Here is a 20,611-nt window from a genome sequence, read left to right as displayed (position 1 = left end):
GCGGCAGGTGCACCTGCCGCCGCGCCGGAACGTCAGGGAACCAGGTAGTTGCCGGCGACATCCGGTTTGGTCGGGTGGTAGTACTCGACGATGCCGTCGCGCCAAATCCGGACGGTGATGCGGTCGTCGTCGTTCGGTTGGAAAAAGTCGAACAATGCATCGACATTCGCCGGGGAGAAACCGATGGCCAGCATCAAAGCGGTGAAAAGCGGACGTTCGATCAGGCCGTCGCCGTCGGGGTCGCCCAGTGCTGAGAGGGCGTCGGCGAAGTCGGTGACGGTGTCGTCGAACTTCTCGGGCGAGAGGACGCACGCGGTGAACTCGTCGTAGCTCACCTTGCCGTCGCGGTTGGCGTCCAGCTCGCGTTCGACGGTGGTCCACCACTTGCCGAACGACGCGCTCAAGGCCGCCTTCGCCGCGTCCGTCGAGCCGTCCGCCACCTGCTCGACGCGGCTGGACATCGCCGCGAAATCGCTCTCCTCGAGGTACCCACTGTGATCAACGTCGAACAATTCGAAAACGACCTTGGTCCGATCTTCGGCAGTGACGGCCATGACTCCCCACATCATTCCGGCGAAAATTCCACATCGAAGTGTGCCGAGGGGCAGGTAACCGTGAAACCGTTTCCACACTAAAGAGTGCAATTGCCGTCACCCGGCGAATTCACCGGAGAAGCGCAGCAGTTCGGCCGTTCGATCCACCACCGGTGACGCACTGCCACGCGAGATCGTCCGGCCCGTGCTAACCTACTCGCCAGTAGGTAACGCGAGGGAGAGGCCACATGGCTGCGGCGAGGAAACGAGACGCGATGGGCTTCGGCCTGGCCGCGCTCACCCGGCTGGCCGGGAGCAGCGTGATCGAGAAGGCCGGGCTGCGCGGACCCGTGCAGAACCTGGTCAAAGCGGGCACCCGCAACGGTTTCCGCGCAGCGGGAGCGGCCACGCGCTCGTTCAAGTCGGTGCGACGGCTCGGCAAGCCCGCGCGGCTCGCCCCCGCGCAGGACGACAGGGGGCTGTTCGACCTCACGCCGAGCGAAGAGCAGCAGCTCATCACGGAAACGGTGACCGAGTTCGCCGCCGAGCAGCTGCGACCCGCGGCCGCCGACGCCGACGCCAAGCTCGCGGCGCCCGAGGGCCTGCTCACGCGCGCGGCCGAGCTGGGCATCAGCGTCCTGAGCATCCCGGAGGAGCTGGGCGGGGCGGGTACGGAACGTTCCGTGGTCACCAACGCGCTCGTCGCCGAGGCCCTCGCGCACGGGGACATGGGGCTGGCCGTGGCGGTGCTCGCGCCCTCGGCGGTCAGCACGGCGCTGGTCGCCTGGGGCGACGAGCAGCAGCAGGCCGATTACGTACCCGCGTTCGCCGGCGACAACGTGCCCGCCGCAGCGCTGGCATTGCTCGAGCGCACGCCGCTGTTCGACCCGTTCAAGCCCGCCACGAAGGCCAAGCGCACGCCGAAGGGTTACCGGCTCGACGGCGTGAAGTCGCTGGTACCGCGTGCTGCGGAGGCGGAGCTGTTCCTCGTGTCGGCCGATCTCGAAGGCCGCGGCCCGGCGTTGTTCCTGGTCGAGTCGTCGTCGGCGGGCGTGACGGTGGAGGCCGAGCCGGCGATGGGCCTGCGCGGCGCCGCGACCGGCAAGCTGCACCTGGACAAGGTCGCGCTGCCGGCGGGTGCGTTGCTGGGCGGCGGAAAGGCCGAGGTGTTCACCGAGGTCGTGCGCCTGTCGCGGCTGGGCTGGGCGGCGCTGGCGGCCGGCACGGCGAAGGCCGTGCTCGACTACGTGGTGCCGTACGTCAACGAGCGCACCGCGTTCGGCGAGCCCATCAGCCACCGGCAGGCGGTCGCGTTCTCCGTCGCCGACATCGCCATCGAGCTCGAAGGCCTGCGCCTGGTCACGCTGCGCGCGGCGGCGCGGGCCGAGCAGGGCAAGGAGTACGCGCGCGAGGCCGCGCTGGCACGAAAACTGGCCGTGGACAAGGGAATGCGCATCGGCAACGCGGGCGTGCAGCTGCTGGGCGGGCACGGTTTCGTGAAGGAACACCCCGTGGAGCGCTGGTACCGGGACTTGCGAGCGATCGGCGTGATGGAAGGCGCCGTCCTCCTCTAGAAAGGCATTTCCATGATCAACCTCGAAGTTCCGAAGAAGGCCGGCACGCTGATCAACCAGGCGTACCAGGCCGCGGCCGAGGTGTTCCGGCCGATCTCGCGCAAGTACGACCGCGCCGAGCACACCTATCCGTCCGAATTGGACATGTTCGCGGCGCTGCTGGACGGCCTCAACTCCTCCGGCGAGGGCGGCGCCGGCGCGGCGGGCGTGCGCCGCTCCCGTGATTCCTCGGGTGAGGGCAACCGCAACGGCGCCAACCTCAACGTCGTACTCGGCACCATCGAGATGTGTTGGGGTGACGTCGGGCTCCTGCTGTCGATGCCCCGCCAGGGCCTCGGCAACGCGGCCATCAGCTCCGTCGCCACGGACGAGCAGCTCGCCCGCTTCTCCGGCCTCTGGGCCGCCATGGCCATCACCGAACCCGACTGCGGCTCCGACTCCGCCGCGATCACCACGACCGCCGTCCTCGACGGCGACGACTACGTGCTCAACGGCGAGAAGATCTTCGTGACTTCGGGCCAGCGCGCCGACGCCGTGGTCGTCTGGGCCACTTTGGACCGTTCGAAGGGCCGTGCGGCGATCAAGTCCTTTGTGGTCGAAAAGGGCACTCCGGGCTTCGAGGTCGTCCGCGTGGAACACAAGCTGGGCATCCGCGCGTCCGACACAGCCGTCCTGCGCTTCGACAACTGCCGCGTCCCCCGGGAGAATCTGCTGGGCACGCCGGACATCGACACGGCCAAGGGCTTCGCCGGTGTCATGCAGACGTTCGACAACACCCGCCCCCTCGTCGCGGCCATGGCCGTCGGCGTCGCCCGCGCCGCCCTGGACGAAACCCGACACATCCTGGCCTCCGCGGGCGTCACCATCGACTACGACCGCCCACCCCAGCACCCCGCCGCCGCCACCTGGCTGGCCCTGGAGGCCGACTTCGAGTCCGCGTACCTGCTCACACTGGAGTCGGCGTGGATGGCGGACAACCGCAAGCCCAACTCACTGCAGGCCTCGATGGCGAAGGCCAAGGCCGGGCGGACGGTGGTGGATGTGACGTTGAAGTGCGTTGAACTGGTGGGCGTGTACGGGTACACGGAGGAATCGCTGCTGGAGAAGTGGGCTCGGGATGCGAAGATCCTGGACATCTTCGAGGGGACGCAACAGATCCAGCAGCTCATCGTCGCCCGGCGAGTGCTGGGAAAGACTTCGGCGCAGCTCAAGTAACCACGGGGTGCACCACGACACCTACCCACCAAGGCAATTGGACACCGTCATCACGGGGGCCGCGTTTGATCTTCGCGCTCAAGTGAGTTTTTCACCAACCCGCAGTACAATTCGCGGCGAAGGTGCGGAATATCGGATTGATCTCCTGACGATCCTTTTCCGCACCTTTGCCTTACCCTTCCCCGCATGACAAACCCTGGGGTTTACGGCCCGCCGAAAGGCCTGGGCCAGGCGCGGATCTTCATGTGGGTCCAGGCCGGCATCCTCGCGCTGGGCTCGATCCTCTTGCTGGTCATCGCAGCCAGACTGGGCTCGACGCTGGACGACTCCGGCGTCGCCGGGCTGGTGATCGTGAACCTCGTGATCAACGTGCTCATGATCGCGGTCCTCGTCGTCTGCGCGATCACGCTGCCGTCGGGCAAGAAGTGGCCGTGGGTGACGGCGATCGTGGTCGAGGCGATCATCGTGATCAACGGCATCATCACGATCGTCAGCTCGGGCGTGGCCGGTGTGCTGCCGATCGTCTTCGCCGCCATCGCACTGCGTGGTTTGCTGCACAAAGACGTCCGCGAATGGCTCAATGCGCAGCGAGGTGCCGCACCCTCGATCTGATCCGAATCGGACAAGAGCGGGCCACCCTCGTGGTGGCCCGCTCTTCACCTACGGAACTAAGCGCGCTCGTCGAGGAATTCGTCCAGGTAAGTCCACGTGGTGCCGCGCGCCCGGCGTCCCGTCAGCACGCCGAGGTGGCCGCCGGGCGCGGTGCGGAAGCGCACTTCCGGCGCGTTGTCCAGCAGCCGTACCACGCGTTCCACCGAAGCCTGCGGCGCGATTGTGTCGTTCTCGCCCGCGACGACGAGCACCGGCGCCTTCACGTCCGACAGGCTGATCTTGCGCCCGTTGAGGTCGACGGTGCCTTCGGCGAGGTCGTTGGTGCGGAACAGGCGGTGGTACAGCTGCCCGAACGTGCGACCCGGGTAGGCGTACATGTTGTCCATGAAGTGGTCCACGGCCTCGATCTGCGCGAGGTAGTCGCGGTCGTCGAGGTGCGAGAGGATCGCGATGGGCTTCGTGATCTCCTTGCTGATGCCCGTCGCGCGGAACACGCGGCTGACCAAATAGGACGGTGCCCCGCCGAACGCGCGGTAGACGGGCGTGAGCAGGTGGCCGCCCGTGAGGTCGACCAGCGGGCGGAACGGCGCGACGATCGGGATCGCCGTGAAGTCGACCGGCGAGCCGATGGCCGTGATCGACTCGATCGGCAGGTCCGGCTGGTCGGCGTTCACCAGCAGCGAGAAGATCCCGCCCAGCGACCACGACACCAGGTGCACCCCCTCGCCGCCCGCGTCGTCGCTCACCTTGCGGATCGCGCGCGGCAGGACCTCGTCGATCCAGTGCTCGATGCCGAGGCGCCGGTCGGAGAACGCGACGTTGCCGTAGTCGACGAGGTAGACGTTGCGCCCGGCCTCCACGAGGTGCTCGATCAGGCTGCAGCCGCGACGCAGGTCGAAGCACAGCGCGGGCGCGGCCAGCGGCGGCACGAGCAGGATCGGCGGCCCCGACACCGGCGCGCCGCCGTGGGTCATGCGGTAGAGCGAGCGGTTGGGGCCCTGGTCAATGAGCACCCGGGGCATCGGGCGCAGGTCGGCGACGCCGCCGTGCAGCACCTTCCCCACGACGTTCGAGGCCGCGGCGGCCAGCCGGGCCGTGGGTGAAACCATGTGCGCCTCCTGAGCTCTCGGAGGCAATCTTGCCCGGCGGGACGGGCGGCATCAACACCGCCACACTTGCAAGCACCCGGCAAGCACGTCCATTTCGGACAGTGTCCGCCGACCGGAAACCTACTTCCCCGCGTCGGCCGCCGGAGCGCTCTGAGCTGCGCGGGACTCGTAGTCGGCCCGGGCCGGGGAATGCACGGCCGCCGCCAGCAGCTGATCACCGCCGAGCGCGCGCACGAACCATTCGCCGAAGGCCCGCGGAAACAGCCGCGTGATCCGGCCCGTGAAATCCAGGGATTTCGGCACGAAAACATCAAACTTCGGGTATTTCAGGGCATCGGCGATCGCGGCCGCGACGTCCTCGGGCCCCACGGACTTGATGAACTTCGCCTCCCCGAGCCCCGACGCCAGCTCCGTGCGCACCACGGCCGGCATCACGCACGACACCGACACGCCCGTGCCCCGCAGCTCGAGGTGCACCGCCTCCGACAGCCCGACCACGGCGTGCTTGGTCGCGCAGTACGTGGCCGCGCCGGGGAAGCCCGACTTCCCGGCCATCGACGCGACGTTCACGATGTGCCCGGTCCCCCGCGGCTTCATCCGCTTCACGGCTTCGCGCGTGCCGTGGATGACGGCGTGCAGGTTGATCCCCAGCATGCGCCGCGTCGTCGCGTCGTCCTCTTCGTCGAGCTGGGCGAGCGGCATGATCCCGGCGTTGTTGATCAGCACGTCGATGGGCCCGACCTGGCGTTCGACCTCGTCGAGGAACTCGGTGAACGCTCGTGTGTCGGTCACGTCCAGCGGCAGCGCCACGGCCTCGGGCCCCAGCTCACCCGCCGTTTTCTCCGCGCGGACGTGGTCGAGGTCGCCGAGCACGACCCGCGCCCCGAGCCGCTTGAGCGCGGTGGCCGTGGCCGCCCCGATGCCCTGCGCGCCCCCGGTGATGACGATGACCTTCCCGGACAGCGTTCGTGGCTGCTTGGCCATGATGGGCTCCTCCTGATTCGGGGCACTATTGGCGTCGTGTCAATATCGTGCCCCCGCGGGTCCGGGAACGCCAGTCGGATGCCCCGATCAGGCGCGCCGCTCGAAGACCTGACCGATCCAGCCACCGACGTTGAAGCGCACGGTGGGCGTGAAGCCCTGGCTCTCGTAGTAGCGCTGCAGCGCGCCGTCGCCGCCGGCCCAGCAGTCCACGCGCACCAGGCCGATGCCCCGTCGCCGCGCTTCGGCCAGCGCGTGGTCGAGCAGCCGCGCGCCCACCCGCTGCCCGCCGAACCGGCGCGACGTGATGAGCAGCCCGATGTACAGCTCGTTCTCACCCGGCGGCGGCACGTGGTTCGGGCACTTCTCCTGGACGATCAGCGCACCCGCTGGCTCACCGTCGACTTCGGCGATGCGCAGGCCGGGCTCCTTCGCCATGTCCGCCACCCGCGACGCGCGGTGCGGGATGCTGCTCCACGGCTGGTCGCCCCACTGCCCGCTGCTGCCGCGCGGCACGAGCCACTCGACGGCCTCGTCGAAGAAGCGCAGCAACGTATCGGCGTCGGCGGCCTCGCCGGGGCGGATCGCGAAAGTCCCCATCTTCGACGTTCTACGCCCACCGCGGCTTGAGGACCACCGCCCGGACGGTCGAGCCGTCGTAACGGTCTTCAGTTCAACCGGGCAAGCAGCTTTCCACCCACGGTAAACTCTCGTTCGTGCGCATCGAAAATCGCCTGGCCGAGCTCGGCCTGCAGATGCCCGAGCCGCTGAGCCCGCCACCCGGGGTCACGCTCGCCTTTCCGTGGGTACGGGTGTTCCGGGGTCGGGCGTTCGTTTCGGGCCACGGGCCGCAGCTGCCCGACGGTTCGATCGCCGGCCCGTTCGGCAAGGTCGGTGCCGAAGTCACCGAGGCGCAGGCGTACGAGGCGGCCCGCCTGACGGCGCTCGCGATGCTCGGTTCGCTGAAGCGCGAGCTCGGTGACCTCGACCGCGTCACCGCTTGGCTGCGGGTGTTCGGCATGGTCAACACCGCGCCGGGATTCGCCCGCACGCCCGCCGTGATCAACGGGTTTTCCGAACTCATCGTGCAGCTGTGGGGCCCGGAAGCGGGTGAGCACGCGCGCTCGGCGGTCGGGCTCGCCGAGCTGCCGTTCGGGGTTCCGGTGGAGATCGAGGCGGAAGTGGCGATCGATTAGCCGCAGCACGCTGTTGAGCTCTCGCGGCGCAAGGGATGAACCTCAGCCGGCCACACCGAGGTGCCGCGCGATCAGCATCCGCTGCACCTCACTGGTCCCCTCCCCGATCTCCAGGATCTTCGCGTCGCGGTAGAAGCGGCTGACCGGGTATTCGTTCATGAAGCCGTAGCCGCCGTGGATCTGGGTGGCGTCGCGGGCGTTGTCCATGGCGGCGTTGGAGGCGACGAGCTTCGCGATGGACGCTTCCTTCTTGAACGGTTCGCCACGGAGCATCTTCGAGGCCGCCTGGTAGTAGGCGAGGCGGGCGGTGTGGGTGCGCACCTCCATGTCGGCGATCTTGAATTGGATCGCCTGGTACTCACCGATGCGGTGGCCGAAGGCGACGCGGTCCTTGGCGTACTTCAGGCATTCGTCGACGCAGCCCTGGGCCAGGCCGACGCTCAGCGCGGCGATCGCGACGCGGCCCTCGTCCAGGATGGACAGGAACTGGGCGTAGCCGCGGCCGCGGATGCCCACCAGGTTCGACGAAGGAACGCGAACGTCCGCAAAGGACAATTCGTGGGTGTCGGAGCAGTTCCAGCCGACCTTGGAGTACTTGGGTGCCACGGCGAAGCCCGGAGTTCCCGACGGCACGATGATCGCGGAGATCTCCTTGCGGCCGTTCTCCATCACGTCGGTGACGGCGGTGACGGTGACCAGCCGCGTGATGTCGGTGCCGGAGTTGGTGATGAAGGCCTTGCTGCCGTTGATCACCCAGTCGTCGCCGTCGAGCCTGGCGCGGGTGCGGGTGGCGCCGGCGTCGGAGCCACCGCCCGGTTCGGTGAGGCCGAAGCCGCCGAGGGCCTCGCCGGAGCACAGCGCGGGGAGCCAGGTTTCCTTCTGCTCCTGCGTGCCGAAGCGGTAGATCGGCATCGCACCCAGCGAGACGCCCGCCTCCAGCGTGATCGCGACCGACGAGTCGACGCGGGCGAGCTCCTCCAGCGCCAGGCACAGCGCGAAGTAGTCACCGCCCATGCCCCCGAACTCCTCGGAGAACGGCAGGCCGAACAGCCCCATCTCGCCCATCTTCGCGACGATCGCGTACGGGAACTCTTCCTTCTCGTACATCGGCCCGATCACGGGCGCGACCTCGTGGTGCGCGAAGTCCTCGACCGTCTTGCGCAGCGCCTCGTACTCTTCGTCCAGCCGGAAGTCGATCATGACTGCTCCTCGTTCGGGCTCACCACGGCCAGGGTCTCGTCCAGCGCCACCTGCTGGCCCGCGCGCGCCGAAAGCTCGCTCACCACACCGTCGATCGGCGCGGTCACGGTGTGTTCCATCTTCATCGCCTCGACGACCAGCAACGGCGCGCCGGCCGCGACCACGTCGCCCTGGGCGACCTTCACCACGAGCACCGTGCCGGGCATCGGGCTCTTCACCGGCCCGGCACCGGCCGCCTCACCGCGTGAAGCCAGCCGCACTTCCTGGTCCGCGAACGCGAACCCGAAGCCGTCGCGCGCGAGCCAGACCGTCCGCTGTGGACCATCGGCGCGGCGGTAACGCTCGATCCCGCTGTCCCGCCGCACCTCGAGCACGTCGCCGACCCGCGAAGCCGACGCCCGCACCGGCTCACCGTCGTCGACCTGAACCGTTGCGGCCGAAACAGAACCCGTCACGCGCACCCTGGCCTGGACCTCGCCGGCCCGCAGCCGGAAGGTGACACCGCCTCCGCCGCCGACGCGCCAGCCGCTGGGCACCTCCCACGGATCCACCACGGCACCGGAAGGCTGCAACGAAAGCAGCCGGTCCAATGCCGCCGCCACGAAGAACGAAGCCGGCACCTCCGACGACACCAGCGAGGACAGCCGACGGTCCACCAGCTCCGTGTCGAGGCGCCCGGCCCGCACGTCGTCGTCGGCGAGCAGCCCGCGCAGGAACGCGACGTTGGTCCCCAGGCCCAGCACCGCCGTGTCGCTCAATGCCCGGTCGAGCTTGCGCAGCGCCGACGTGCGGTCAGGCCCGTACGCGATCACCTTGGCCAGCATCGGGTCGTAGTTCGACCCGATCACCGCGCCCTCGGTCAGCCACGAGTCCACGCGCACGCCGTCGCCCGACGGCTCGTGCACAGCGAGCACCGTGCCCCCGGTCGGGATGAAACCCCGCGCGGGATCCTCGGCGTAGACCCGGGCTTCCACGGCGTGACCTTCGAGACGAACGTCCTCCTGCTTCAGGGTAAGCGGCTCACCGGCAGCCACGCGCACCTGCCACGCCACGAGGTCGAGGCCCGTCACCATCTCCGTGACCGGGTGCTCCACCTGCAGCCGCGTGTTCATCTCCATGAAGAAGAACTCGTCCGGGTCGTGCGCGGACATGATGAACTCGACCGTGCCGGCGCCGACGTAGCCGACGGACCGCGCGGCTTCGGCCGCGGCAGCGCCCATTTTCGCGCGCGTGGCCGAGTCGAGCAGCACCGAGGGTGCCTCTTCGATGATCTTCTGGTGGCGCCGCTGCAGGCTGCACTCGCGTTCGCCGAGGTGCAGCACCGTGCCGTGGGCGTCGGCCAGTACCTGGATCTCGATGTGGCGCGGAGTGGTGACGAACCGCTCCACCAGCAGCGTGTCGTCGCCGAACGAGCCGCGGGCCTCGCGCCGAGCGGACTCGACCGCCGCTTCGAGCTCGTCGGCGGAGTGCACGAGCCGCATGCCCTTGCCGCCACCGCCCGCGGACGGCTTCAGCAGCACCGGATACCCCACCCCGGCCACCGCCGAGGCGAAACCGCCCTCCGGAATGTCCACATCGGACACGCCGGGAACGACGGGCACGCCGGCCGCGGAAACCGTGGCCTTGGCCCGGATCTTGTCGCCCATCTGCTCGATCGCGGCGACGGGCGGGCCGATGAACACCAGCCCGGCCTCTTCGCACGCCCGGGCGAACGCGGCGTTCTCGGCCAGGAACCCGTAGCCCGGGTGCACGGCCTGCGCACCCGTCACCCGGGCCGCCGAGACGATCGCCGGAATCGACAAATAGCTTTTCGCCGCTTCGGCCGGGCCGATCCGCACCGCGGTGTCGGCTTCGCGCACGTGCTTGGCGTCGGCGTCCGCGTCGCTGTACACCGCGACCGAGCGGATGCCCAGCTCACGAAGCGAGCGGATCACGCGGACGGCGATCTCACCGCGGTTGGCGACCAGAACAGTGCTGAACACTCGCATCACATCCGGAAGACGCCGTAGTTGACCTCGGGCAAGGGCGCGTTGGCCGCGGCCGACAGCGCGAGCCCGAGCACCGTGCGGGTGTCCGCCGGGTCGATCACGCCGTCGTCCCACAGCCGCGCGGTGGAGTAGTACGGGCTGCCCTGGTGCTCGTACTGCTCGCGGATCGGGTCCTTGAACGTCTCTTCATCCTCGGTCGACCACTCGCCGCCGCGCGCCTCGATCGCGTCGCGGCGCACGGTCGAGAGCACCGACGCCGCCTGCTCGCCACCCATCACGGAAATCCGCGCGTTGGGCCACATCCACAGGAACCGCGGCGAATACGCCCGGCCGCACATCGAGTAGTTCCCGGCGCCGAACGAGCCGCCGATGATCACGGTGAACTTGGGCACCCGCGCGCACGCGACGGCCGTGACCATCTTCGCGCCGTGCTTGGCGATGCCGCCGGCCTCGTAGGCCTTGCCGACCATGAACCCGGTGATGTTCTGCAGGAACACCAAGGGAATCGAGCGGCGGTCGCACAGCTCGATGAAGTGCGCGCCCTTCATGGCCGACTCGGCGAACAGCACGCCGTTGTTGGCGATGATGCCCACCGGGTGGCCGTGGATGTGGGCGAAACCGGTGACGAGCGTCGAGCCGTACTCCTTCTTGAACTCGGAGAACCGGCTGCCGTCGACCACGCGCGCGATCACCTCGCGCACGTCGTACGGCGTGCGTGAATCCGTGGGCACCACACCGTAGAGCTCCCGCGGGTCCACGGCCGGCTCCTCGACGGGCCGCACGTCCCACGGCCGCGGCGTGCGCGGGCCGAGCGTGGAGACGATGTCGCGGACGATGCGCAGCGCATGGGCGTCGTCGTCGGCGAGGTGGTCGGTGACACCCGACTGGCGCGAGTGCACGTCACCCCCGCCCAGCTCCTCCGCGGTGACGACCTCACCGGTCGCGGCCTTCACCAACGGCGGGCCGCCGAGGAAAATCGTGCCCTGATTGCGAACGATGACCGCTTCGTCGCTCATGGCCGGAACGTAGGCACCACCGGCGGTGCACGAGCCGAGCACCGCGGCGATCTGCGGGATGCCGCGCGCGGACATCGTGGCCTGGTTGTAGAAGATGCGCCCGAAGTGCTCGCGATCGGGGAACACGTCGTCCTGGCGCGGCAGGAACGCGCCACCCGAGTCGACGAGGTAGATGCACGGAAGGTTGTTGTGCAGCGCCACTTCCTGGGCGCGCAGGTGCTTCTTCACGGTGAGCGGGTAGTACGTGCCGCCCTTCACGGTGGCGTCGTTGGCCACGATCACGCACTCGCGCCCCGAGACCCGTCCGACGCCGGTGATGATCCCCGCGCTCGGCGCCTCGTCGTCGTAGAGCCCGTTGGCCGCGAGCGGCGAGAGCTCCAGGAACGGCGAACCCGGGTCGAGCAGCGTGTCGACGCGGTCGCGCGGCAGCAGCTTGCCGCGCTCGACGTGCCGGGCGCGGGACTTCTCCGGCCCGCCGAGGTGGGCGGCGGCGAGGCGCTTGCGCAGGTCCTCGACGAGCTCGCCGTGCGAGGTGACGCTGCGCGCGAACGCGTCGCTGCGCGGATCCGCGGAACTGCTCAGTACCGGCGTGTCCATGACTCCCCGTCGAGACGTTGGCGTTCAGTGATTCACAACGTTAGCGGTCGTTAACTCCCGTTCGGATGTTAGCGACCGCTAACGTGCCTGTCCACCCGAGGGCGACGCGCGGGGATGTGGTGTGGAGCGCACCTTTTCGGCCAAGCGGACGCTCGGTAGGTGAGACGGACTAGGCGGGCTGCCAGAGCTCGACGCGGTTGCCCTCGGGGTCGGCGACCCAGCCGAAACGGCCGACGCCGGCCATCTCCTGGACGTCGGCCGATACCTCGGCACCCTTGTCCCGCAGCTGCGCGAGCATGGCGTCGAGATCGCGCACGCGGAAGTTGAGCATGACCTGCTGCGACCGCGGGAAGTAGTCGGTGCCCGCCTCGAACTGCGCGAAAACGGTGGGACCGGGCTGTTGCTCCCACAGCCCGTGTTCGTCGGCGTCGAGGCCGAGGCAGTCGCGGTACCAGGCGCCCAGGGCCGCCGGGTCCGCGGCACGGATGAAGCAGCCGCCGATACCGAGCACACGTTCCATGCCGCGAATCCTGCCAGCGCGGCGGCTTGATCGCCGCCCTCCGACGCCCCTCTGGGCGGGTCTCAGTCGGTGACCGCCTCGGAAATCCAGTCGGCGACGGGCAGATCGCGTTCGAGGCATTCGACCGACAGCCGGATCGTCCAGCGCAGCGCCTGCAGCACGAGGCTGTCGACCTCGTCGGGTGCCGCGTTGGCCAGTGCGATCTCCACCTGCTCACGCGCGGCGGCGGTGTTGCCGTGCACCTCGGCCAGCAGCGTGCGCACGGCCGTGCGCACGGGTGGGTCGGCCTGGTCGATGGAGACCTCTTCGCCGTCCTCGTCGAAGACCTGCACCTTCACCGGGGCCGTGCCGCCGTCACCGAGCGTGGACACCATGGTGCTGCACTCGCCGAAGAGCAGGAGCATGAGCTCCTTCGTCTCCTCCGACCGGGCCTGCGCCTCGTCGGACGACGGGGTGACCTCTTCGAGCGCCTCGGCGTCCTCGCCGAGGCTGATGGCGACGAGTGCGCGTTGCGCCTTCTCCACGAGCCGCTGCTCGTCCTCGCTCCGGTCCGGGGTCACGTGCCTATCAAACACCAGCACCGGCTTCCGTGGGGATACCCCGAATCCGGGTGATCAGCCCGCCGCCGAAAGTGCGCCCAGAGCGAGCCGGCAGAGCAGCTCGGACAGCTCCGCGTCACCGAGATGGCGGTTGTAGGGCGTCGAGTTGATCAAGCCGAACACGGCGTGTGCCGCCGAGCGGGCCTCGCGTTCGGACAGGCCGGGGATCGCGTCGCGGATCGCGCGCACCCACACCTCGACGTACTGGCGCTGGAGCGCGCGCACCTGCTTGCGGTCACTGTCGGTGAGGTTCGCCAGGTTGCGTTCCTGCACGGTGATCAGCGCCGGGTGATCGAGCGCGAAACCCACGTGGAACCGCACGAGGGCTTCGAGCAGCTCGGGCGGCGTGCCACGGGTCTCGGCCCGGTCGGTGCCGCCTTCGAGCAGGTAGTGGCTGATCGAGTTCAGCATCTCGCCGAGGATGGCGTCCTTGCTGCGGAAGTGGCGGTACAGCGCCGGGCCCGAGATGCCGACGGCCGCGCCGATGTCGTCGATGCCGACGCCGTGGAAGCCGTGGTGGGCGAACAGTTCGGCGGCCGCGGCCATGATCTGTTCACGCCTGTTCGCCTTCTCGCCATTGACGAGTGGGGTGAGGTTCGCCGGCATCCGCTCATAGTAGGGCGGCGGGTTAGCGACCGCTAACTTCCGGCCCTACTTAGTGCTTGAGCCAAGTGGGGTCACCTGGGATTTTCGGCTGTCGAGTGTGGATTCCACCTGGTATTGGTTCTTCTCGTCGAACCGTCACGACTGGAGTGACCAATGGCTGAAGCCACCCGTACCACCTCACGTACGTTTCTCCGGATGTGCGCGGCCCTGGGGGTCGCTGTTCTCGCTTCACTCGGCCTGGTGACCACCGCCAACGCCGCCACCAGCTACGTCGCGCTCGGCGACTCCTACTCCTCCGGGGTGGGCGCCGGGAGCTACGGCAGCTCGGGCAGCTGCAAGCGCAGCGCCAACGCCTACGGCCAGCTCTACGCCAACGCCCACGCCGGCACGTCGTTCACCTTCCTCGCGTGCTCGGGCGCGAAGACCGGCGACGTGCTCAACCAGATCAACTCGATGCCCTCGGGCGCTTCCCTGGTCACCCTGACCGTGGGCGGCAACGACGCGGGCTTCACCGACGTGATCACCACCTGCACCCTCAACAGCGACTCGACCTGCACCGCGCGGGTCAACACCGCCAAGACCTACGTGCAGAACACGCTCCCGGGCCTGCTGGACAACGTCTACCGCGCTGTGAAGGCCAAGGCGCCCAACGCGAAGCTCGTGGTGCTGTCGTACCCGCGCTTCTACACCGTGCCGGGCTCCTGCAGCGTCGGCCTCAGCGACACGAAGCGCTCGGCGATCAACTCCGGCGCCGACACGCTGGCCACGGTGCTGGCTTCGCGCGCCGCGGCCGCGGGCGCCCAGTTCGTGGACGTGCGCTCGGCGTTCGTGGGGCACAACATCTGCTCGTCGGCCAGTGACTACCTGCACAGCCTGACCTGGCCGGTCGACGAGTCCTACCACCCGACCGCGGCCGGGCAGCGCGGCGGCTACTACAACACGCTGGTGTCGGCGATCGGCTGATCTTCGGCGGTACCACAGTCGGCATCGAAAACAGTCGGCATCGAAAAAGAGGGGCGCCCCGGTGGGGCGCCCCTCTTTTTCGCTCAGCCCAGCAGCGACTTGACCAGCGCCGCGATCTGGCCCGTCTCGATCAGGAACGAGTCGTGGCCGTACGGCGAGGTGACCACCGCCGTCTCGCCGCCGACGCCCTCGGCGATCTCCACGGACTGGTACAGCGGGTAGAGCCGGTCGCTGTCGACGCCCGCGACCACGGTGCGCGCGCGGACCCGCGCCAGCGCCGCCGCGACGCCACCGCGGTCGCGGCCCACGTCGTGGGTGTTCATCGACTCCGTGAGCACCACGTAGGACCCCGCGTCGAAGCGGCGCACCAGCTTGTCGGCGTGGTGGTCCAAATAGGACTCGACGGCGAAGCGGCCGCCGCGCAGCGGGTCTTCGGTGGCCTGCGGCAGGCGGCCGAAGCGCTGTGCCAGCTCGGGTTCGCTGCGGTAGGTCACGTGCGCGATCCGGCGGGCGACGCCGAGGCCCCGGTGCGGGCCCCCGCCCGGAGCCGCGGAGTAGTAGTCGCCGCCGTGCCAGCCCGGGTCGGAGCGGATGGCGTGCAGCTGCGGTGCGGCCCAGGCGATCTGCTCGGCCGACGCGCGCGCCGTCGACGCGAGCACCAGGACAGCGGCCACCCGATCGGGCAGCGAGACCGCCCATTCGAGGGCCCGCATGCCGCCCATCGAGCCACCGACGACAGCGGCCCAACGGTCGATGCCCAGCGCGTCGGCGAGCGCGGCCTCCGTGGCCACCTGGTCCCGCACGGTCACGGCCGGGAAGCGGCTGCCGTAGGGCCGACCGTCGGGATCGGGCGACGACGGCCCGGTGGAACCCTGGCAGCCGCCCAGCACGTTGGGCGCCACTACGAACAGCGAGTCGGTGTCGAGCGCCTTGCCGGGCCCGACGAGCCCGTCCCACCAGCCCGCGCTGGGGTGGCCGGGCCCGGCTTCACCGGCGATGTGGCTGTCGCCGGTGAGCGCGTGCTCGACGAGGACCGCGTTGGAGCCGTCGGCGTTGAGCTCCCCCCACGTTTCGTACGCGAGGGTGTAGGACGGCAGCGACCCGCCGGCCTCCAGCGCGATCGCGCCGGGGCCGGTGAACCACCGCCGTCGCCCGGGTGGGTCCCCTGCCCGCCACGCACCGGTGACGGGCAGGAGATGCGCACCGGAATCCGTCACAGTTCCGCCTTGGCGGCGCGGAAGCCCGCCTCGAGATCGGCCTTGAGGTCCTCGATGCCCTCGAGCCCCACGGCCAGGCGCACCAGGCCCGGCGTGACCCCGCTGGTGAGCTGCTCCTCCGGGTTGAGCTGGCTGTGCGTGGTCGAGGCCGGGTGCACGATCAGGCTGCGCACGTCGCCGATGTTCACCAGCTGGCTGTGCAGCGAGGTGCCGTCCACGAACTTGCGGCCGGCCTCGACACCGCCGCGCAGGTCGAACGACAGCACCGCTCCGGCGCCGCGCGGCAGGTACTTCTGCGCCGCCGCGTAGAACTTGCTCGACGGCAGGCCGGCGTAGTACACGGACTCGACCTCGTCGCGCTCTTCCAGCCACTCCGCGAGCGCCTGCGCGTTGGCGACGTGGCGCTCCAGCCGCAGCGACAGCGTCTCGATGCCCTGCAGGATCAGGAAGCTGTTGAGCGGCGAGATGGCCGCGCCGGTGTCGCGCAGGATCTGCACGCGGGCCTTCGCCGCGAAGGCGCCCGGGCCGAGCGCTTCCCAGTACTTCAGGCCGTGGTAGCTGGGGTCGGGCTCGGTGAAGCCCGGGAAGCGGGCCGGGTCCTTGCCGAAGTCGAACGTGCCGCCGTCCACCAGCACGCCCGCGACCGTGGTGCCGTGGCCGCCGAGGTACTTCGTGGCCGAGTGCACGACGATGTCGGCGCCGTGCTCGATCGGGCGCAGCAGGAACGGCGTGGGCACGGTGTTGTCGACGATCAGCGGCACGCCGGCCTGGTGGGCGACGTCGGCGACGGTGCGGATGTCGAGCACGTTGCTGCCCGGGTTGGCCAGCGTCTCGGCGAAGAACGCCTTCGTGTTGGGCCGCACGGCCGCGCGCCACTGCTCGGGGTCGTCCTGGTCGTCGACGAACGTGACCTCGATGCCGAGCTTCGGCAGCGTGTAGTGGAACAGGTTGTAGGTGCCGCCGTAGAGCGACGGGCTCGACACGAAGTGGTCGCCGGCGCCGGCGAGGGTGAGGATCGCGGCGGTGGTGGCCGCCGAGCCGGAGGCGAACGCGAGCGCCGCGACGCCGCCTTCGAGGGCGGCCAGGCGCTGTTCGAGCACGTCCTGCGTCGGGTTCATGATGCGCGTGTAGATGTTGCCGGGCTCGGCCAGGCTGAAGAGGTCTGCACCGTGCTGCGTGTCGCGGAAGACGTACGACGTGGTCTGGTAGATCGGTGTCGCGCGGGCGCCCGTCGCGGGGTCGGGTGCCGCACCCGCGTGGATCTGCTTGGTCTCGAAGGACCAGGCCGAGGCGTCTTCCGGCATCAGTTTCTCCTTGCGGCTCAATGGGATCGGCTCCTCGGACGAAGCTAGCTCCCCTGAACGGCCCACCCAAGGGCTCCCACGGACTGGGAGGACACCGCCAACCTACCGCGCAAACCGATCACCCGAAAAGGTGGCGGACTCCGCCGATCCGGTGACCGTCCACTGCGGACTCAGTCACGCTGCTGCAAGGCGAACCGGTTGCCTTCGGTGTCGGTGAACATCGCCCACCAGCCCCACGGCTGCTTCTCGGGCTTCGCCGGGAAGTCCACGCCTTTCGCCGCGAGGTCGTGGTAGGTCTTCACGATGTCGTCGGCGTGGAAGAAGAAGTTCGACGTCGGGAGTCCCGCTCTTTGCTCCGGACGCCGGTCTTCGGGGCTGAGCACCAGGATCGTGCCGTCCGGCGCGGTGACCTCGACCCAGCGGTTGCCCCGATCGTCGTAGGGCACGTCGGTGGTCACGGTGAACCCGACGGTCTCCGACCAGAACGCTTTCGCCCGCGCCTGGTCCTCGACGCCGACGACGACCTTGCCGACACCCGTGATGGCCATGGTCTTCCTCCGTCCGCCGGCGTGCGTCGAGGCTACCCGCACCGAGCGTTCCGGCGGCGGTTCGGCGAGGATGTACCCGTGGTCTCGGTGCGCAGCGTGGTCGATCGAGTGGGGCCGACGTTGCTCCACGCGCTCCACCTGCCCGATGACTGCCCGGCGGCCGGCGACGTGGTGATCGCCGAGCCCGGCGCGCCGGCGGGCGTCGCGGCGGGTGACCTCGTGCTGGGCGTCGCGACGACCGACGCGGCCGAACTGGTGCGCCTGAGTGCCGGGCAAGGCGCCGCCGCTGTGCTGCTGAAGCCCCCGCTTCCGGCCGCGGTGCGGCGCGCGGCGAAGACGGCGGGGATCGCGTTGATCCAGGTGCACGCGGCGACGTCGTGGGCCCAGCTGGTGTGGCTGCTGCGCACGGTGCTCGACGCGCTCGACGAGGAGTCCGACTCCCCCGACGACGGCGGCGACCCGGGCTCGGGCGACCTGTTCCGGCTGGCCGACGCGGTCGCGTCGGTGGTCGACGCGCCCGTGACCATCGAGGACACGAACTCGCGTGTGCTCGCCTACTCGGCCCGCCAGGACCTCACGGACCCCGCGCGCGTCGCCACGATCATGGGCCGCCGCATCCCCGACGACGTGCTCGCGCGCTTCCGCTCGCGCGGCGTCTTCCGCGAGCTTTCCCGTGGCCGGCAGACCATATTCGTGCCCGCCCAGCGCGATGGCACGCTGCCGCGGCTGATCGTGCCCATCCGCATGGGCGGTGAGCTGCTGGGTTCGATGTGGGCCGTCGTGGCGGGCCCGGTGTCCGAGGAACGCGCGGCCGCCTTCGCCGACGCCGCCCCGGTCGTCGCGCTGCACCTGCTGCGCCGCCGCGCCCACACCGACGCGCAGCGCCGCGCGTCGGCCGAGTTGCTGCGCGCGGTCCTCGAAGGCCACGCCGGCCAACGCCGCGTGGTCGCCGAGCTCGATCTCTCCGACGACCCCCACCGCGTCGTCGCCATCGAAGTCACCGGCGGCGACGGCCGCGACGCCGAGGGCCTCCGGCTCGCCCTGCTCGAACGCATCTCCCAGGGCATCGGCCGCCGCCCGGTCGCCACGGAACTCGGCGGCTTGCTCTACGCGGTCGTCCCGGACGGCCCCGCCTGGACCGACCTGCGCGACGCCCTGGGCTTGCACCCCGCCTCACGCCGCGGCGGCGTCCCGCGTGCTGCCGCCGGCTCGCCCGTGGCGGTGTCGGCGCTCGCCACTTCCCGAGCGCAGGCGGACGAAACGCTGGGGCTGCTGCGCGCCGGGCTGGTGCCGGGGCGGGTGCTGGCGTACGAGGAGGCGTGGACTTCACTGGTTCTGCATCGGGCTGCTACCGGTGCGGTTGCCGCGCGCGTTGCGGATCTGGGGCCCTTGGGGCGGTTGCGCGCGCATGATGAGGCGACGAAGGCCGGGTATGTGGATACGTTGTACGAGTGGCTTCGCCATCCCGGCGATCCGCGGGCGGCTGCGGCGGAGTTGAGGATTCATCCGAACACGTTGCGGTATCGGATGAAGCGGTTGTTGGAGCTGGTGCCGTTGGATCTGGAGGATCCGGACGTGCGGCTGGCGTTGATCACGCAGTTGGTTGCTTTGCGGTGGAGTTGAGGGCGTAGGTTTCCTGCGCCTGACGGGCCGGTTCGTGCCGCGCACGCTTCATCGTCGCGCGCCTGTCGATGGCCGGGTGAGGACTCTGCCACGTCCTTCGCTCGAAGAGCGTCAAAATCCTTCATGCCACCAGCAAAGTCTTGCCCACCGTATCCCGCGCCTCCATCGCCGCGTGCGCATCAGCCGCGGCGGCCAGCGGGAAGCGTTGCCCGATGACCGGCGTCAGGTGGCCCGCCGAAGCAGCGGCCAGCGCGGACTCCGTGAACCCCCGCAGCGCGGCCGCGTCGCCGAGTGAGCGGATCAGCGTGACGCCGCGGGCGTGGGCGTCCTCTTCGGACACTGCCGCCCACGAGCCGCTCGACAGGCCGTAGACCGCCATGCGGCCGCCGGGGCGGACGAGGGAGAAGGCCGCGGTACCGATAGCCCCGCCGACGCCGTCGAAGACCACGTCGAGTGGGCCGACCGCGCAGGTCCAGTCGGGTGTGGTGTAGTCCACCACCGCCGATGCGCCGAGGTCCCGGGCGTGTGCCAGTTTCTCAGTGCTGCCCGCCGCCGCGATGACCTGCGCGCCCGCGGCTTTCGCGAGTTGCACGAGGAGGCTGCCGACGCCGCCCGCCGCGGCCTCGACCAGGACGCGGTCGCCCGGGGAAACCGCGGCGGCGTGCACGAGGCCGGTGGCCGTGCGGCCGTCGGCGAGGAGGGCGACCGCGGCGTCCAGCGACAGCGCGTCGGGTACCGGGAAGACCAGCGCGGCGTCGACCACCGCGCGCTGGGCGTAGCCGCCGCTGCCGCCGGTCGACGTCACGACGCGCCGGCCCACCAGGGACCCCTCGACGCCGTCGCCGACGTTGCTGATCACGCCGCCGACGCCGTTGCCGGGGATCATCGGCAGCTGCGCCCGCGAAGGTCCGAAGCCGGACGCGCGGAACTGCGTCTCCACGAACGTCACGTTCACGAACGCCACCTCGATCAGCACCTGCCCCGGCCCCGGTACCGGATCGGGCGCATCCCCCGCCACGAGCACCTCGGGTCCGCTGAACTCCCTCAACCACACCGCGCGCATGCCCACCCCTTTCACCACCAGGTGCGACAGCCAACAACCTCGACCGCGGTCGAGGTCAACCGGTTTGTCCTCCGAGCACCATGAAATAGCGAAAGAACTGTCCCGCGCGCATGATGACACCGCCGTCCGGGTGCATCACCGTGAGTG

General features: G+C 69.9%; 20 protein-coding genes. 6 read left to right on the top strand and 14 right to left on the bottom strand.

Annotation, left to right across the window (positions count from 1 at the left end; all coding sequences use genetic code 11):
* Positions 1-32: 32 nt before the first annotated feature.
* Complete coding sequence (locus tag ACWEOE_RS39620; protein WP_452018567.1) at positions 33-554, bottom strand: EF-hand domain-containing protein; 522 nt, start codon at positions 552-554, stop codon at positions 33-35.
* Positions 555-808: 254 nt separating this feature from the next.
* Between ACWEOE_RS39620 and ACWEOE_RS39615 the strand changes: the two genes are divergently transcribed.
* From ACWEOE_RS39615 to ACWEOE_RS39605, 3 genes are all read left to right on the top strand, one after another.
* Positions 809-2,107, top strand: a complete 1,299-nt coding sequence (locus tag ACWEOE_RS39615) for an acyl-CoA dehydrogenase family protein (RefSeq protein WP_452018569.1) — start codon at positions 809-811, stop codon at positions 2,105-2,107.
* Between the two features lie 12 nt (positions 2,108-2,119).
* The gene (locus ACWEOE_RS39610; RefSeq protein WP_452018565.1) at positions 2,120-3,322 is read left to right on the top strand and encodes an acyl-CoA dehydrogenase family protein; all 1,203 of its coding nucleotides are present in this window, start codon (positions 2,120-2,122) and stop codon (positions 3,320-3,322) included.
* Positions 3,323-3,508: 186 nt separating this feature from the next.
* Complete coding sequence (locus tag ACWEOE_RS39605; RefSeq protein ID WP_452018563.1) at positions 3,509-3,934, top strand: hypothetical protein; 426 nt, start codon at positions 3,509-3,511, stop codon at positions 3,932-3,934.
* A gap of 56 nt (positions 3,935-3,990) precedes the next feature.
* Here the strand turns inward: ACWEOE_RS39605 and ACWEOE_RS39600 are convergent, their stop codons facing one another.
* The 3 genes from ACWEOE_RS39600 to ACWEOE_RS39590 all read right to left on the bottom strand — a co-directional run bounded on the left by ACWEOE_RS39600 (position 3,991) and on the right by ACWEOE_RS39590 (position 6,624).
* Positions 3,991-5,043, bottom strand: coding sequence for an alpha/beta fold hydrolase (locus ACWEOE_RS39600; RefSeq protein ID WP_452018561.1), 1,053 nt, complete (start codon positions 5,041-5,043; stop codon positions 3,991-3,993).
* 120 nt (positions 5,044-5,163) lie between these two features.
* Entirely contained in the window at positions 5,164-6,027 is an 864-nt protein-coding gene (locus ACWEOE_RS39595; protein ID WP_452018559.1) for an SDR family oxidoreductase, read from the bottom strand.
* Between the two features lie 87 nt (positions 6,028-6,114).
* A complete protein-coding gene (locus ACWEOE_RS39590) occupies positions 6,115-6,624 on the bottom strand; it encodes a GNAT family N-acetyltransferase (RefSeq protein ID WP_452018557.1) in 510 nt (169 codons plus the stop codon).
* A gap of 116 nt (positions 6,625-6,740) precedes the next feature.
* Between ACWEOE_RS39590 and ACWEOE_RS39585 the strand changes: the two genes are divergently transcribed.
* Complete coding sequence (locus ACWEOE_RS39585; RefSeq protein ID WP_452018555.1) at positions 6,741-7,220, top strand: RidA family protein; 480 nt, start codon at positions 6,741-6,743, stop codon at positions 7,218-7,220.
* Positions 7,221-7,262: 42 nt separating this feature from the next.
* Here ACWEOE_RS39585 and ACWEOE_RS39580 read toward each other — a convergent pair whose 3' ends face one another.
* From ACWEOE_RS39580 to ACWEOE_RS39555, 6 genes are all read right to left on the bottom strand, one after another.
* Positions 7,263-8,420, bottom strand: coding sequence for an acyl-CoA dehydrogenase family protein (locus ACWEOE_RS39580; protein ID WP_452018553.1), 1,158 nt, complete (start codon positions 8,418-8,420; stop codon positions 7,263-7,265).
* The gene (locus ACWEOE_RS39575) at positions 8,417-10,402 is read right to left on the bottom strand and encodes an acetyl-CoA carboxylase biotin carboxylase subunit (RefSeq protein WP_452018551.1); all 1,986 of its coding nucleotides are present in this window, start codon (positions 10,400-10,402) and stop codon (positions 8,417-8,419) included. The genes ACWEOE_RS39580 and ACWEOE_RS39575 overlap by 4 nt, the downstream gene beginning before the upstream one ends.
* A 5-nt stretch (positions 10,403-10,407) precedes the next feature.
* Positions 10,408-12,021, bottom strand: a complete 1,614-nt coding sequence (locus ACWEOE_RS39570; protein WP_452018549.1) for a carboxyl transferase domain-containing protein — start codon at positions 12,019-12,021, stop codon at positions 10,408-10,410.
* 169 nt (positions 12,022-12,190) lie between these two features.
* Positions 12,191-12,541: a VOC family protein gene (locus ACWEOE_RS39565; RefSeq protein WP_452018547.1), complete on the bottom strand. Its 351-nt coding sequence runs from the start codon at positions 12,539-12,541 to the stop codon at positions 12,191-12,193.
* 62 nt (positions 12,542-12,603) lie between these two features.
* Positions 12,604-13,101, bottom strand: coding sequence for a hypothetical protein (locus ACWEOE_RS39560; RefSeq protein ID WP_452018545.1), 498 nt, complete (start codon positions 13,099-13,101; stop codon positions 12,604-12,606).
* Between the two features lie 54 nt (positions 13,102-13,155).
* A complete protein-coding gene (locus ACWEOE_RS39555) occupies positions 13,156-13,746 on the bottom strand; it encodes an SACE_7040 family transcriptional regulator (RefSeq protein WP_452018543.1) in 591 nt (196 codons plus the stop codon).
* A 195-nt stretch (positions 13,747-13,941) separates the two neighbouring features.
* Between ACWEOE_RS39555 and ACWEOE_RS39550 the strand changes: the two genes are divergently transcribed.
* Positions 13,942-14,709 carry an SGNH/GDSL hydrolase family protein gene (locus tag ACWEOE_RS39550; RefSeq protein WP_452018541.1) on the top strand — a complete coding sequence of 256 codons (768 nt, stop codon included), beginning with the start codon at positions 13,942-13,944 and terminating at the stop codon, positions 14,707-14,709.
* Between the two features lie 83 nt (positions 14,710-14,792).
* Here the strand turns inward: ACWEOE_RS39550 and metX are convergent, their stop codons facing one another.
* The 3 genes from metX to ACWEOE_RS39535 form a co-directional block, all read right to left on the bottom strand.
* Positions 14,793-15,926, bottom strand: a complete 1,134-nt coding sequence (gene metX / locus ACWEOE_RS39545) for a homoserine O-acetyltransferase MetX (RefSeq protein ID WP_452018540.1) — start codon at positions 15,924-15,926, stop codon at positions 14,793-14,795.
* Positions 15,923-17,230, bottom strand: a complete 1,308-nt coding sequence (locus tag ACWEOE_RS39540) for a bifunctional o-acetylhomoserine/o-acetylserine sulfhydrylase (protein WP_452018538.1) — start codon at positions 17,228-17,230, stop codon at positions 15,923-15,925. The genes metX and ACWEOE_RS39540 overlap by 4 nt, the downstream gene beginning before the upstream one ends.
* 170 nt (positions 17,231-17,400) lie before the next feature.
* Entirely contained in the window at positions 17,401-17,778 is a 378-nt protein-coding gene (locus ACWEOE_RS39535; RefSeq protein WP_452018536.1) for a VOC family protein, read from the bottom strand.
* A gap of 78 nt (positions 17,779-17,856) precedes the next feature.
* Here ACWEOE_RS39535 and ACWEOE_RS39530 point away from each other — a divergent pair, with 78 nt between their 5' ends.
* Positions 17,857-19,401 carry a PucR family transcriptional regulator gene (locus ACWEOE_RS39530; RefSeq protein ID WP_452018534.1) on the top strand — a complete coding sequence of 515 codons (1,545 nt, stop codon included), beginning with the start codon at positions 17,857-17,859 and terminating at the stop codon, positions 19,399-19,401.
* A gap of 121 nt (positions 19,402-19,522) precedes the next feature.
* Here the strand turns inward: ACWEOE_RS39530 and ACWEOE_RS39525 are convergent, their stop codons facing one another.
* Positions 19,523-20,464 (bottom strand): zinc-binding dehydrogenase, encoded by a 942-nt coding sequence (locus ACWEOE_RS39525; RefSeq protein ID WP_452018532.1) that lies wholly within the window; start codon positions 20,462-20,464, stop codon positions 19,523-19,525.
* Positions 20,465-20,611 lie beyond the last annotated feature (147 nt).

This window comes from Amycolatopsis sp. NPDC004368, from assembly GCF_053602515.1.
This window is presented reverse-complemented; position numbering and strand designations above follow the sequence as displayed.

Bases quoted from the DNA above. Each gene is read 5' to 3' on its own strand.
- ACWEOE_RS39565 (WP_452018547.1), bottom strand. From the start codon at position 12,541: ATGGAACGTGTGCTCGGTATCGGCGGCTGCTTCATCCGTGCCGCGGAC.
- ACWEOE_RS39610 (WP_452018565.1), top strand. From the start codon at position 2,120: ATGATCAACCTCGAAGTTCCGAAGAAGGCCGGCACGCTGATCAACCAG.
- ACWEOE_RS39570 (WP_452018549.1), bottom strand. From the start codon at position 12,021: ATGGACACGCCGGTACTGAGCAGTTCCGCGGATCCGCGCAGCGACGCG.
- ACWEOE_RS39535 (WP_452018536.1), bottom strand. From the start codon at position 17,778: ATGGCCATCACGGGTGTCGGCAAGGTCGTCGTCGGCGTCGAGGACCAG.
- ACWEOE_RS39580 (WP_452018553.1), bottom strand. From the start codon at position 8,420: ATGATCGACTTCCGGCTGGACGAAGAGTACGAGGCGCTGCGCAAGACG.
- ACWEOE_RS39615 (WP_452018569.1), top strand. From the start codon at position 809: ATGGGCTTCGGCCTGGCCGCGCTCACCCGGCTGGCCGGGAGCAGCGTG.
- ACWEOE_RS39595 (WP_452018559.1), bottom strand. From the start codon at position 6,027: ATGGCCAAGCAGCCACGAACGCTGTCCGGGAAGGTCATCGTCATCACC.
- ACWEOE_RS39525 (WP_452018532.1), bottom strand. From the start codon at position 20,464: ATGCGCGCGGTGTGGTTGAGGGAGTTCAGCGGACCCGAGGTGCTCGTG.
- ACWEOE_RS39620 (WP_452018567.1), bottom strand. From the start codon at position 554: ATGGCCGTCACTGCCGAAGATCGGACCAAGGTCGTTTTCGAATTGTTC.
- ACWEOE_RS39600 (WP_452018561.1), bottom strand. From the start codon at position 5,043: ATGGTTTCACCCACGGCCCGGCTGGCCGCCGCGGCCTCGAACGTCGTG.
- ACWEOE_RS39540 (WP_452018538.1), bottom strand. From the start codon at position 17,230: ATGCCGGAAGACGCCTCGGCCTGGTCCTTCGAGACCAAGCAGATCCAC.
- ACWEOE_RS39550 (WP_452018541.1), top strand. From the start codon at position 13,942: ATGTGCGCGGCCCTGGGGGTCGCTGTTCTCGCTTCACTCGGCCTGGTG.
- ACWEOE_RS39590 (WP_452018557.1), bottom strand. From the start codon at position 6,624: ATGGGGACTTTCGCGATCCGCCCCGGCGAGGCCGCCGACGCCGATACG.
- ACWEOE_RS39555 (WP_452018543.1), bottom strand. From the start codon at position 13,746: ATGCCGGCGAACCTCACCCCACTCGTCAATGGCGAGAAGGCGAACAGG.
- ACWEOE_RS39605 (WP_452018563.1), top strand. From the start codon at position 3,509: ATGACAAACCCTGGGGTTTACGGCCCGCCGAAAGGCCTGGGCCAGGCG.